10 protein-coding genes and 1 pseudogene are annotated in these 13,172 nt (G+C 65.5%); 4 read left to right on the top strand and 7 right to left on the bottom strand.

Annotated features, from left to right (window positions below):
- Positions 1-2 precede the first annotated feature (2 nt).
- From msrA to ACFQDH_RS23460, 5 genes are all read right to left on the bottom strand, one after another.
- Positions 3-710, bottom strand: coding sequence for a peptide-methionine (S)-S-oxide reductase MsrA (gene msrA / locus ACFQDH_RS23480; RefSeq protein ID WP_382404773.1), 708 nt, complete (start codon positions 708-710; stop codon positions 3-5).
- A gap of 39 nt (positions 711-749) precedes the next feature.
- Positions 750-1,223 carry a lamin tail domain-containing protein gene (locus tag ACFQDH_RS23475; RefSeq protein ID WP_382397306.1) on the bottom strand — a complete coding sequence of 158 codons (474 nt, stop codon included), beginning with the start codon at positions 1,221-1,223 and terminating at the stop codon, positions 750-752.
- Positions 1,224-1,304: 81 nt separating this feature from the next.
- On the bottom strand, positions 1,305-2,540 hold the full coding sequence (locus tag ACFQDH_RS23470; protein ID WP_382397304.1) for an NAD(P)/FAD-dependent oxidoreductase: 1,236 nt from the start codon (positions 2,538-2,540) through the stop codon (positions 1,305-1,307).
- Entirely contained in the window at positions 2,533-3,681 is a 1,149-nt protein-coding gene (tal, locus tag ACFQDH_RS23465; RefSeq protein ID WP_382404772.1) for a transaldolase, read from the bottom strand. Before tal ends, ACFQDH_RS23470 begins: the two co-directional genes overlap by 8 nt.
- Positions 3,678-4,166 carry a hypothetical protein gene (locus ACFQDH_RS23460; protein WP_382397302.1) on the bottom strand — a complete coding sequence of 163 codons (489 nt, stop codon included), beginning with the start codon at positions 4,164-4,166 and terminating at the stop codon, positions 3,678-3,680. Before ACFQDH_RS23460 ends, tal begins: the two co-directional genes overlap by 4 nt.
- 195 nt (positions 4,167-4,361) lie before the next feature.
- On the opposite strand from ACFQDH_RS23460, the pseudogene glyS reads away from it, so the two are divergent.
- Positions 4,362-6,862, top strand: a pseudogene (gene glyS / locus ACFQDH_RS23455) (glycine--tRNA ligase subunit beta); the annotation flags it as partial.
- A gap of 475 nt (positions 6,863-7,337) precedes the next feature.
- Here the strand turns inward: glyS and ACFQDH_RS23450 are convergent.
- The gene (locus ACFQDH_RS23450; protein WP_382397298.1) at positions 7,338-9,107 is read right to left on the bottom strand and encodes an alpha-amylase family glycosyl hydrolase; all 1,770 of its coding nucleotides are present in this window, start codon (positions 9,105-9,107) and stop codon (positions 7,338-7,340) included.
- A gap of 42 nt (positions 9,108-9,149) precedes the next feature.
- Here ACFQDH_RS23450 and ACFQDH_RS23445 point away from each other — a divergent pair, with 42 nt between their 5' ends.
- The 3 genes from ACFQDH_RS23445 to ACFQDH_RS23435 all read left to right on the top strand — a co-directional run bounded on the left by ACFQDH_RS23445 (position 9,150) and on the right by ACFQDH_RS23435 (position 12,585).
- The gene (locus ACFQDH_RS23445; protein WP_382397296.1) at positions 9,150-10,325 is read left to right on the top strand and encodes a cystathionine gamma-synthase; all 1,176 of its coding nucleotides are present in this window, start codon (positions 9,150-9,152) and stop codon (positions 10,323-10,325) included.
- Positions 10,326-10,560: 235 nt separating this feature from the next.
- Positions 10,561-11,544: an ATP-binding cassette domain-containing protein gene (locus ACFQDH_RS23440; protein WP_382397294.1), complete on the top strand. Its 984-nt coding sequence runs from the start codon at positions 10,561-10,563 to the stop codon at positions 11,542-11,544.
- A gap of 138 nt (positions 11,545-11,682) precedes the next feature.
- The gene (locus tag ACFQDH_RS23435; protein ID WP_382397292.1) at positions 11,683-12,585 is read left to right on the top strand and encodes an ABC transporter permease; all 903 of its coding nucleotides are present in this window, start codon (positions 11,683-11,685) and stop codon (positions 12,583-12,585) included.
- A gap of 81 nt (positions 12,586-12,666) precedes the next feature.
- Here the strand turns inward: ACFQDH_RS23435 and greA are convergent, their stop codons facing one another.
- Positions 12,667-13,158, bottom strand: coding sequence for a transcription elongation factor GreA (gene greA / locus ACFQDH_RS23430; protein WP_382397290.1), 492 nt, complete (start codon positions 13,156-13,158; stop codon positions 12,667-12,669).
- Between the last annotated feature and the right edge of the window lie 14 nt (positions 13,159-13,172).

Raw genomic sequence — 13,172 nt, 5'->3', positions numbered from 1 at the left:
CGTTACTCCTGCGCGCGCAGCACCGACTCCTGGCTGGGCAGCTGGTCCTGGCGGAGTATGCCGACAGGACAGGTCATGCCGTTCGGGCCGTGATTGCAATAGCCAGCCGGGTTCTTGTGCAGGTACTGCTGGTGGTAGTCCTCGGCGTAGAAGAACGGCCCCGCTTCGGCTGCAGGCCGGATCTCGGTGCTGATCTCACCGAAACCGTTGTCGTGCAACACTTTTTGGAACGCATCTCGCGTCGCGATCGCGGCCTGTTCCTGCTCCGGCGTCGTCCAATAAATCGCTGAGCGGTACTGGGTGCCGAGGTCGTTGCCCTGCTGATTTGCAGTGGTCGAGTCGTGGTTCTCCCAGAACGCCTTGAGCAGCAGTTCCGGCGAGGTCTTCGCCGGGTCGTAGGCGACCAGCACCGCCTCGGTGTGTCCAGTGCGCCCGGTGCAGGTCTCTTCGTAGGTCGGGTTGGGCGTGTAGCCGCCCATGTAACCGGCCGCCGTCGACACGACGCCCGGCTGCTGCCAGAAGATCCGCTCCGTGCCCCAGAAACAACCCATTGCGACATACAGCAATTGAGTGCCGTCGGGCCACGGTCCCTGCAACGGGCTGCCGAGCACTTCGTGCTTCTCGGGTATGCCGGGCAGCTGCGCCTGGCGACCGGGCAGCGCTTCGTCGGGGGACACCATGGACGTCTTACGGCCGAAGAGGAAACTCATGCTCACCACAACGAAAAGGTGAGCGGAAGCCTTCCCGGGTCAGCAGTTCTTGTAGCCGGTCTTCGCGGCAAGCTGCGCCCTGATCGGCGTGTAGGTGCAGCTGGTGATCTTCGTCGAACCCTTCATCAGGTATGCGGTATCGCCGGTGTTGTTCCACGCCATCGAGCGCAGTCCCCAGTAGAGGTTGGCGGAGGTGTTGGTGCCCCTCCCGGTGTGCACCGTGACCGTCTTGCCCGCGCCGAGACGGAAGGTCTTCGGGAAGCGGTAGACGTGGTAGTTCTTCCGGTCGTGGATCAGGTAGCCGTTCAAGCTGAGCGTCGCCCGGGTGATGTTCTTGACCTGGATGTACTCCCGGTTGAGCCGCGTCGTCGTGTACGGCGTGTCCGACCCGGGCTGGTCGGCGTAGAAGCGGGCAAATTTCAGCGTGGTGGCTGCGTGGGCCGGTGCCGCAAGGGGCACCGTCAGTCCCACGGCAACGGAAACGGCGACAACGGTGGGTGCAAGACGACGCATGAGGATCGATCTTTCGGCGAGGAGGGTTCTACGGCGCGCTCGCCGGGTAAAGAAAGAGTAAAGGAACCCGTCGGCCGATGCTCAGCGATTCGGCAGAAACGACGACAGCGGTACGTCTACATTGGCAAGTCGTGCGGGGTCGACCCGGACGCGACTTGTTAGCAGCGGCTTGATCTCGTCGATGACGTCCCAGACGTTGACGTTCATCGCTGCGGTCAGGTGGTCGTCGCCGTCCATCCAGAACGCGATGAATTCGCGCCTGGGCAGATCGCCACGCACGACGAGGCGGTCCTGCGGTGACGGGTGTCCGACGTACTCCATGCCGAGGTCGTACTGGTCGCTGAAGAAGTATGGAAGATCGGTGAATTCCGTTGTCTCACCGAGCATTGACGCAGCTACCGCGGTCGGTTGGTGCAACGCTGTCGCCCAGTGTTCGACCCGGATGCGACAGCGCAGGAACGGGTGGTCGTGTGCTGCGATGTCTCCCACCGCATAGATGTCGGGGTCGCTGGTGCGCAGCGAGGCATCGACGAGCACGCCACCGTCAACGGCCAGACCGGCGTCCTTCGCCAACTCGACGTTTGGCGCTGCGCCGACACCGATGAGCACTGCGTCGGCCGGCACGATGCTGCCGTCCGCCAGGCTCACGCCGACTGCAGCGCCGTCCTGAGTCTGTATGGCGGTGACGCTGACACCGAGCCGGAGGTCGACTCCGTGCTCCCGGTGCAGCCCGGCAAAGACCGCACCCAGCTCCGGGCCGAGCACGGCCAGGAGAGGCAGCTCGGCCGCTTCCAGCACGGTGACCTGGGTGTCGGCCGTCCGTGCAGCCGCAGCCACTTCCAAACCGATCCAGCCGCCGCCGATGATGACGAGTTGCCTTCCTGCGCCGAAGGATTCGCGGATGACGTCGGCGTCCTGCCTGGTGCGCAAGGTCAACACCCGCTGCGCGTCGGCACCCGGCAGCGGCAACAACCGCGGGGTGGACCCGGTCGCGAGCACGAGCTTGTCGTAGCCGGCGACGTCCCCGCCCTCAGTGCGCACCTCGTGCCGTGCAGGGTCGATCGCGGTGACTCGGGTGCCCAGCTGCAGGTCGATCCGCTCGTCGTCATACCAACTGCGTGGGTGCAGGACGGCTTTGTCGAACGTGCCGGCATCGCCGAGGTAGCCCTTGGACAGCGGCGGCCGTTCGTAGGGAAGCTCGGATTCGGCTGCAAACAGGGTGATTTCACCGGTGAAGCCGCGCTTGCGCAGTGCCTCGACGGTCTTGGCGCCGGCGAGTCCGCCACCGACGACGACGAACTTCTCGGGGTCAGGCATGGTCCACACGTCCTTGGTTGCGTAGGTCGGTCAGGGCGGTGTCGATCTGGCCCTGCAGCGCGCTCCATGCGTCCTGGAATTTCGCCACACCACGGGCCTCGAGAGTGGAGACGACGTCGTCGTAGTCGATGCCGATCGCGGACAGCTGCTCCAGCGTCTGCTGGGCGTCCCGGTACGTGCCGCGGATCGAGTCCTTCGGGACCCTTCCGTGGTCAGCGACCGCTTGCAACGTCGACTCGGGCATGGTGTTGACGGTGTCCGGCGCGACGAGCTCGACGACATACCTCGTGTCGTCGTATGCCGGGTCCTTGGTCGACGTGGATGCCCACAGCGGCCGTTGGGGCCGGGCGCCCGCCGCTGCGAGCGCGGCCCATCGAGCAGACTGCAGCATCTCTTCGTAGCGCTGGTAGGCGAGACGGGCGTTGGCGATCGCCGCCCGGCCGCGCAGCTCCGGTGCGCGCCCATCCCCGAGAGCGTCCAGCCGGGCGTCGATCTCGGCGTCCATCCGGGAGACGAAGAAGGACGCCACGGAGGTGATCACGTGCAGGTCGCGACCGGCTCGCTGCGCCTGCTCCATCCCGTCCAGGAATGCATCAATGACCTGCTGATAACGCTGCAGCGAGAAGATCAGCGTGATGTTGATGCTGATGCCCTCGGCCAGGCAGCGGGTGATTGCAGGCAGGCTCCGCAACGCGGCCGGGATCTTGACGAACAGGTTCGGCCGGTCCACCTGTTGCCACAACTCGCGCGCCTCCGCGATCGTCGCGTCGGTGTCGTCCGCCAGCCGCGGGTCGACTTCGATCGACACCCGCCCGTCGACCCCGTCGGTCGCGTCGAAGACAGGTCGCAACACGTCGCACGCCAACTGCACGTCGCGAGTGGTCATCGCGCGCAATGCCTGGCTCGCCGTGGCATCCGCCGTCGCGAGCTCGGCGAGCTGTTCGCCGTATGCCGCGCCGCGGCCGATGGCCGCGGCGAAGATCGACGGATTGGTGGTGACTCCGCTGACCTGCTGGTCGCGGACGAAGTCGGCGAGCCCACCCGAGGCCAGCAGGTCGCGGCTCAGGTCGTCCAGCCAGATGGACACGCCTGCCTCCGTGAGCGCGACGAGCGGCTCGGGATCGGTGTTCGGCAAGCTCATCGAACGGTCTGCCGTGTCGTCGCCGTGACCTGCGTATGACGGGCAAGCGGCCGGTCGTAGACGGACGCCAACAGAGCCAATACCAGCGCGGCGAGCAGCAGACCGAAGTCACGCAATGCGATGTCGTAGAAGCCGGAGAAGGTCAGCAGATTGATGATGATGCCGGCCAGCCAGAGCGCGACGACATAGGTGGCATACCGCGGCTTGAGCGCCACCATGATGCCCGCGAGGATCTCGATCGCGCCGACGACATACATCGCGGTCTGGGCCGAGAACGGCAGTAGGTCCACGATCCAGGAGGCCAGGTAGCCGGGCCAGTCCGGGTTGAGCACCTTCATGAACTTGTCCAGGCCCATCCACAGCGGCAGGACCACGAACCCGATCCGCAGGATCCAGAACGCGGCATACGCGGGCTCCCGACGTGCGCGGTCCAAGACTGACGATCGGACCCCTGATCTGTCGGACGGAGCGGTTGAGGTGTTCATGACGGTTCCCTTCTATCGTGCAAATGTGCTTCTTTTAGAAGACTGCTCCTGGTTCTCCCTTTTGTCAATCAAACTTGTTTATAGAAATTTGGCCGTGACGTGAGTGGATCGCCCCGCGCTCGGTAACCTGTCCCGGTGCTGACCGTGCAAGATGCCCTCATCCGCCTCCAGAAGTTCTGGACCGACCGCGGCTGCATGGTCGTGCAGCCCAACAACACCGAGGTCGGAGCGGGAACCATGAACCCCGCCACCCTGATGCGGGTGCTCGGGCCGGAGCCGTGGCGGGTCGCCTACGTCGAGCCGTCGGTTCGTCCCGACGACAGCCGGTATGGCGAGAACCCCAACCGCCTGCAGACCCACACGCAGTTCCAGGTCGTCCTCAAGCCGGAGCCGGGCAACCCGCAGGAGCTCTACCTCGAGTCGCTCGAGGCGCTCGACATCGACATCCACGCGCACGACATCCGCTTCGTCGAGGACAACTGGGCGCAGCCGGCGATCGGCGCATGGGGTCTCGGCTGGGAGGTCTGGCTGGACGGCATGGAGATCACCCAGTTCACCTACTTCCAGCAGGTGGGCGGGCAGAACCTCGACCCGATCCCCGTCGAGCTGACCTACGGCATCGAGCGCATCATGATGGCGCAGCAGGGTGTCTCGCACTTCAAGGACATGCAATACGCACCTGGCATCACGTATGGCGAGGCCTTCGGCCAGCAGGAGTACGAGATGTCGCGCTACTACCTGGACGACGCCGATGTCGCGGTCAACCAGGAGTTCTTCGACCGCTACGTGGCCGAGGCGACCCGGATGATCGAGCAGCGGCTGCCCGTCCCGGCATACAGCTATGTGCTGAAGTCGTCGCACGCGTTCAACGTGCTCGACGCGCGCGGAGCCATCTCCACCACCGAGCGGGCCAAGGCGTTCTCCACCATGCGCGGGCTGGCGCGGGACGTGTCGCAGCTGTGGGTCGAGCGCCGCAAGGAGCTGGACTTCCCGCTGCTCAAGACCGAGGCACCCAAGGTGCTGGCCGGTGCTGCCGTGCGGCATCCCGCGGACGACCCGGAGGACGTCGACCTGGCCGCGTTGCCGACCGACGACCAGACGCTGGCCGTCGAGATCGGTGTCGAGGAGTTGCCGCCGCACGTGGTCGATCAAGCCATCGATTTCGTCCGCACGTCGCTCACCGAGCGCTTCGGCGCGAGCCGGCTGACGCACGGCGCCATCGACGTCGTCGGCACCCCGCGACGCATCGTCGCGACCGTCGCCGGCCTGGCCGCGCACGAGCCCGACGCAGAGAGCTTGCGCAAGGGACCCAAGGTTGCCGCTGCGTATGACGAGAACGGCGAACCCACAAAGGCCGCACAGGGATTCGCGCGTGGACAGAAGGTCGACCCGAGCGAGTTGGTGCGTGCTGAATTCGACGGTGCCGAGCACGTCGCGGTGAAAATCACCGAACAGGGCCGCGATGTGCTGGCCGTGGCCGGCGAGATCATCGGCGGCATCGTCGACGCACTGCGCGCCGACAAGAACATGCGCTGGGACGACCCGCAACTGTCCTACAGCCGTCCGGTCCGTTGGATCGTTGCGCTGTGGGGCAACGTGGTCGTGCCGGTGCACGCGTCCGAGCTGACCTCGGGTCGCACCACCTACGTGCATCGCACCGATGCGACGCCGCTGGTCCGGGTCGATTCCGCCGACCAGTTGCGCAACGTACTGGAGACACATGGGCTGGTCATCGACCCGGCGGCGCGTCGCCAGCAGGTCATCGACCAGTCGCGTGCGCTCGCCGAATGCGTCGGCGGGACAATCGATTTCGAGGGTGAGTCGGCGCTGGTCGACGAGATCACCAACCTCGTCGAGCAGCCACACGCCATACTCGGTGGTTACAGCGAGAAGCACCTCGAGCTGCCGGAGCAGATCCTGACGACGGTGATGCGCAAGCACCAGCGCTACCTGCCGGTGCGGGATTCCAGTGGCGCATTGTTGCCCTACTTCGTCACGGTTGCCAACGGTGATTGCGACGACGAGCTGGTCAAGCTCGGCAACGAGACCGTGCTGCGGGCGCGCTACGAGGATGCGGCGTTCTTCTATGACGCGGACCTGAAGCAGCCGCTGGCCGACCTGCGGTCGGGCATCGGCAAGCTGACCTTCGAGAACCGCCTCGGCTCGGTGGCCGACCGCGCCGACCGGATCAATGACGTTGCGCGCGAAATCGCCTCACAGCTAGAGCTTTCCGCCGAAGACGAGAAGACCCTCGCCCGTGCCGGTGAGCTGGCGAAGTTCGACCTGTCGTCGCAGATGGTGATCGAGCTGTCGTCGCTGGCCGGCTTCATGGCCAGGGACTACGCGACCAAGGCGGGGAGACCCCGCAAGTCGCACAGGCCCTCTGGGAGATGGAGCTGCCCCGCTCGGCCGGCGACGCGCTGCCCGAGTCGTTGCCCGGCGCAGTGCTGGCGCTCGCCGACCGCTTCGACCTGCTCGCTGCGATGTTCGCCATCGGCGCCAAGCCATCTGGCTCGTCGGATCCCTTCGCGTTGCGTCGCGCGGCACTCGGCTTGGTCTCCATCCTGCGTGGTCACCGCGAGCTCGGTGCCATCACCGTCGACGCCGGCCTTTCGGCTGCGGCGACTCGATTGCGGCAGCAGGGCATCGAAGTTTCCGACGAATCCATCGCAGCAGCAAAGGAATTCATCGTCGGTCGCTTTGCGCAGCAGTTGCGCGACGAAGGTGTGCCGGTCGGCCTGGTTTCCGCGGTCACGCCGTTGGCCGAGGCCCCTGGTGTTGCCACGCAGGCACTCGCCGACATCGACGCAGCGCGCAAGGACGACCGCTTCGAGGCCCTGGTCGAGGCGGTGCAGCGCATCACCCGCATCGTGCCGGTCGGCACGGCTGCGTCATACGACCGGGCGCTGTTGGCCGGTGATGCCGAGAAGGCGCTCGTCACGTATGTCGATGAGCTGCCCAATCACGCGAACGACGCTCTGCGGCAATGGATCCCGGATGCGTTGCCGTTGGTTGCGCCGCTGGCGAAGTTCTTCGACGACGTCATGCTGATGGCGGACGATGAAGTGCTGCGCGCCTCCCGGCTCGGCCTGGTGCAGACGATCGTCGAGCGGGCGCCGCGCGGCATCGACTGGCGGGCGTTGAACTCCGCCCTCGGCTGAGCCCGAGCGCCTACTCGGTGCGGGCGAAGATGAGCGCGGTGTATGGCGGCAACGTCACCTGGGCGATCGCCGCACCGCCGTGATCCTGCGCGTCGGCATCACCGACCCATGTGCCGGTGAAGCTGCTGCTGTAGACCGTGGCGTCGGTGTTGAGGACAAGTTTCCAACGCCCGGCGGATGGGAACTGCACGCCGACGTTCTCGTGCGTGGCGCCACTCAGATTGACCACGACCGTGACGTCGTCACCTGGCCCGCCGTCCATCCATCGGTGGTACGCGATCACCTTGGCGGCCTCGTCGGCGTCGAGCACCGCGACGTGCTGGCCGGACAACCCGCGCGTCGTGTTGTCCGCGTTGCGGCGGAGCCGGATCAGGTCCTGGTGAAGCACCGCGATGCCGTGGAACTCGCCCAGGCCGGACCAGTCGAGAGGCACGTTGTCACGGAACCACTCGTCCTGCAGGAACTCCTGGCCCATGAAGAGCATCGGGATCCCCGGTGAAGTGAGGGTGAGCGCTGCGCCCAGAACCGATGCCTTCTGGGCTCGTGCGCTGGTGGGATCGTTCGGGTCGGCCTCCTGGGGCACGCGGGCATGTCCGTTGGCGACTTCGTCGTGGGACTCCGTGTAAATGACGCGGTCGAACGCGTCGCCATACGACCAGGTGACGGCGTCGGCGACCGACGCCATCGAGCGTGCGGCATCATCTGCGGGGATGATCGCGTCCCGTATCGGATGGACGAAGTGGTTGTCCCATTGCGAGTGGAACCCGGCACCGCCCTCCGCGATGGAGGTCACCGTCGGATCGCCGTGCAGGTCCTCCGCGATGGAGACGCAGTCGGGGAAGTCGCGGCGGATCTCGTCGTTGATCTCGCGGCACATGACGCGTCCTTCGGGGATGTTCTCCACGGTCGCGTCGACACTGCGGATGTATGGCGTCATGTCCCACCGCAAGCCGTCGGCGTGGTAGTTGGCCAGCCACATGCGCGCGTTGTCGGCGATGAACTGGCGCACCTCATGACGGCCGTAGTCCGGTCGGGTGTCGCCCCACGGTGTCGTCGACCGCCAGTCCTCGAAGAAGTAGATGCCGCCCTTGTCGTTCTCGCTCCAGCCGTCGAACTGCCACATGTCGAGGTCGGAGGGGCCGAAGTGGTTGTAGACCACGTCGATGATCACGGCGATCCCGTGCTCGTGGGCGGCCTTGACGAGTCGCTTGAGTGCGTCGGGCCCGCCATACGCTGACTCGACCGCGAACACGTGAGCGGGGTTGTACCCCCATGAATAGTCGCCTGCGAACTCCATCAGGGGCATCAGCTGAATCGCGTTGATGCCCAACGACTTCAGGTAATCGAGCTTCGTGGCAACCTCGCCGAGTCGGCCGACGCCCTGGCCGTCGGTGACGAACGATCCGACATGCGTCTCGTAGATCACGAGCTCATTCATCGGTGGGCACCGGAAGCTGTCGTCGCCCCACTCGAAGGTGCTGTCGGCATAGATGATCCCGTTGCCGACCGAGTTCGTGCACTGGCGTGCGTAGGGGTCGATCCGTTGGGACATCTTGCCGCCACTGCTGATCGCGAACTTGTACTCGTGCCCAGGTGCCGCGTCGGCGACGTCTGCACTCCAAACATCACCGTCACGGGTGAGCGGACTCGTTGCGTCGTTCCAGTCGTTGAAGTCACCGACCACGGAGACAGACTCGGCGTGCGGAGCCCACACTCCGAATCGGGTTCCTCCATCGTGCGGGTGGGCACCGAGCCCACGGAAGTCGACATCACTCGTCATGACCGTCACGATGCCAGATCGACGTGACCGTAGGGTTGGATCATGACGAATGATCAGCACGGCTTCTCCACACGCGCCATCCATGCCGGGCAAGAGCCCGATCCCCGCACCGGCGCCGTCGTTCCCGCGATTTACCAGACCTCCACCTACAAGCAGGACGGTGTCGGCGGACTGCGGGACGGCTACGAATACTCCCGTTCGGGCAACCCCACGCGCACCGCGTTGGAGGAGTGCATCGCCGCATTGGAAGGCGGGGCAAAGGGATTCGCGTTCTCGTCCGGCCTGGCCGCCGAGGACTGCGTCATGCGCGCGATCCTGCGACCGGGCGAGCACATGATCATTCCCACCGACGCGTATGGCGGCACGTTCCGTCTCGTCGACAAGGTGCAGAAGGTGTGGGGCGTCGACTACAGCCTGGCGAAGGTGTCGCAGGCGGACTCCATACGCGGTGAGATTCGTCCGGGCGTCACAAAGCTGGTCTGGCTGGAGACGCCGACCAACCCACTGCTCGGCATCGCCGACATCGCGGCGATCGCCCAGATCGCCCACGAGGCGGGCGCGCTGCTCGCGGTTGACAACACGTTCGCGTCGGCATACCTGCAGCAGCCACTCAGCCTCGGTGCGGACATCGTCATGCACTCGACGACGAAGTACTCCGGTGGGCACAGCGACGTCGTTGGTGGCGCGGTCGTGGTGGCCGAAAACATTGGTGTCAAAGAGTTCTCGGACGCTGCCGAGCGCGTCGACTTCCACCAGAACTCGATGGGTGCGATCGCCGGGCCGTTCGACTCGTGGCTCGTGCTGCGTGGCCTGAAGACGCTCGCCGTCCGCATGGAGCGACACTGCGACAACGCCGAGAAGGTCGTCGAATATTTGCGCGGCCGCAAGGACGTCACGCACATCTACTACCCGGGCCTGGACAGTCATCCGGGGCACGACATCGCGGCGAAGCAGATGCGCCGGTTCGGTGGCATGGTCAGCTTCCAGCTCGACGGCGGCGAGCAGCATGCCGTTGACGCGATCGGTCGCACCAAGATCTGGACGCTGGGCGAGTCGCTCGGTGGCGTCGAGTCGCTCATCGAGCACCCCGGTCGTATGACGCACGCCAGCGTCGCCGGCACGGAGCTCGAGGTGCCGAACGACCTCATCCGGCTGTCGGTCGGCATCGAGGACCCGGACGACCTGATCGCCGACCTCGCGCAAGCCCTCGACGGATGACCCTCATCTGATCGAGAGGACCCCTTCCTGAACGAGCGGACCCGCAATCGCCATGATTTGCGGGTCCGCTCGGTGCGTTACGGGTCCGCTCGATCAGAACGGCTATGGCGTTGACGCAACGCACAACGCGATATATCGTCGTCTCGAACTCGCGATATGTCGCGACTAAATGATCGGCCGGATGTCAGTGGTCCGTGAGACCGTTGTTTCGGGTAGTTGGGACGAGGGAGACAAGATGACCGACGCGGTCACAGCCGAGGGGCTGGTCAAGCATTACAAGGACGTGAAGGCGGTCGATGGCGTGAGCCTGCGAGTGCCTGAGGGCAGCGTGCTGGGGGTGCTCGGGCCCAATGGTGCGGGCAAGACGACGACCGTGCGGATGCTCACCACGCTGATCCGCCCAGACGCGGGCGCGGCGACGGTCGCGGGTGCCGATGTGCTGCGCGACCCGCAGGCAGTGCGGCGCCAGATCGGGGTGTCGGGCCAATACGCGGCCGTCGACGAATACCTCACCGGCCGCGAGAACCTCGAGATGATCGGGCGGCTCTACCACCTGTCGTCCAAGGACGCCAAGGCGCGCGCGGCCGAGCTGCTGCGGCAGTTCCGGCTCGACGAGGCGGCGAGCCGACCGGCCAAGACCTACTCCGGCGGCATGCGACGCCGGCTCGACCTCGCAGGTGCGTTGGTCGCCCGGCCTCCGGTGATCTTCCTCGACGAGCCGACTACCGGGCTCGACCCGCGGGGTCGCGGCGACATGTGGGACGTAATCAACACCCTCGTCGGCCAGGGCACCTCGGTTCTGCTGACCACCCAATACCTCGAGGAGGCCGACCGGCTGGCCGACAACATCGTGGTCATCGACCGCGGTCGGATCATCGCCGAAGGCACCGCCGACGAGCTCAAGGCACAGGTCGGCGGCGAGCGGCTCGAGGTCACCGTTGCCGACGGCGAGCGACTGCCCGAGGCCGGTGAGATCATGGCGACGGTCGGTGCCGGGGCGGTCGAGACCGACGCACACACCCGCAGGTTGATCGTGCCGGTCACCGGCGGCACGCAGTCACTCCTGCAAGCGGTCCGCAGCTTCGACGAGAGCTCGATCACCGTGCAGGACATCGGGATTCGTCGACCCACTCTCGATGACGCCTTCCTCAGCCTGACCGGTCACAAGGCAGAGTCCGACGAGGACGACCTCGAAGCGCTCGTGGGGAAGCCGGCATGAGCGAGCGCAGCGAGCGAGCAAACGGGCTCAAGGTGAATGCCGACACCCGAGGAACGAGGGGATCGGCATGAGCGAGCGCAGCGAGCGACCAAACGGGCTCAAGGTGAATGCCGACACCCGAGGAACGAGGGGATCGGCATGAACCCGCCGCTGGAAGCGAAGACCGCGGTGTCGGCATCGCCCGCCACGCGAGAGGAGCCGCGCACTGGCACCCTGATCGGTGATGGACTGACCGTCGCCAAGCGAAACTTGATCAAGATCCGACGGGTGCCGGACCTGCTGATCTTCACCACCTTGCAGCCGATCATGTTCGTGCTGCTCTTCGGTTACGTGTTCGGTTCGCTGGCCGGATCGGGTGCTTCGGTGCAGTCCGGCTATCGCGAGTTCATGATGGCCGGCATTTTCACCCAGACCATAATTTTTGGCGCGACCATCACCGGCTACATGATGGCCGAGGACATGCAGAAGGGCGTGATCGATCGCTTCCGGACGCTGCCGATGCACCCCAGCGCGGTCCTTTTCGGCCGGACGCTGACCGACGTGGTCAACAACATCGTCGTGCTCGTCGTCATGTCGCTGACCGGGCTGCTGATCGGCTGGCGGCTGCACAACGGACCGCTGCATGCCTTGTGGGCCTATGCGCTGATGCTGTTCTTCGCCTACGCCCTGTCGTGGGTGTTCGCTTACATCGGCATGCGGGTGCGCTCGCCGGAGGTCGTCAACAACGCGTCGTTCATGGTCATCTTCCCGGTCACGTTCATCGCCAACACCTTCGTTCCTTCGCAGAACATGCCCTCGATTCTGAAGGCCATCGCCGGCTGGAATCCCGTTTCGACGATCACCCAGTCCGCCCGCCAGAATTTCGGCAACCTCTACTCGATGCAGGCGCCGGGACAGACCCACGCAGACATCGACAAGCAGACGGCATACACCTGGGCGCTGCAGCACCCTGACCTCTACACGCTGATCTGGTCTGTCGTGCTGCTGGCGATCTTCCTGCCGTTCGCGACGGCGGCATACAAGAAGGCTGTCGCCAAGTAGCTCGGGGAGAAAAGAGGGGCTGCCCGCGAAATTGTTTCGCGGGCGGCCCCTCTCATCGTGCGAGGAGTAGAGCCAAACAGCTCAGCTGCTGTAGGGCGTTGCCTCGAGCACCTTGACACCGATCGTCTTGCCGTTGGGCGCATCGTAGGAAACGCTGTCGCCGACCTTGGCGCCGTTGATCGCGGCGCCGAGCGGGGACTTCTCGCTGTAGACGTCCAGGGCGGAGTCGCCGGCGATCTCCCGGCTGCCGAGGAGGAACTTCTCCTTGTCGCCGAACATCTCGACGGTGACGACCATGCCAGGGCTCACAGTGCCCTCGGTCGCGCTGGAGTGGCCGACGACCGCATTGCGCAGCAACTCCTCGAGCTGGCGGATGCGGGCCTCCATCTTGCCCTGCTCCTCCTTGGCGGCGTGGTAGCCGCCATTCTCCTTCAGGTCACCTTCCTGGCGAGCCTCTTCGATCTTGTCGGCGATGTCGGTGCGTCCTTCGCCGGACAGATGGTCGAGTTCGGCCTTGAGGCGGTCGTAGGCTTCCTGGGTCAGGAAGCTGGCTGAAGTCTCAGCAGTGCTCATAACGACATCTCTCC

The sequence above is a fragment of the Flexivirga alba genome, assembly GCF_042661025.1.
Taxonomy (GTDB): Bacteria; Actinomycetota; Actinomycetes; order Actinomycetales; family Dermatophilaceae; genus Flexivirga; species Flexivirga alba.
Note: the sequence above shows the minus strand (reverse complement) of the source record. Positions and strands in the feature narration are given on the sequence as shown.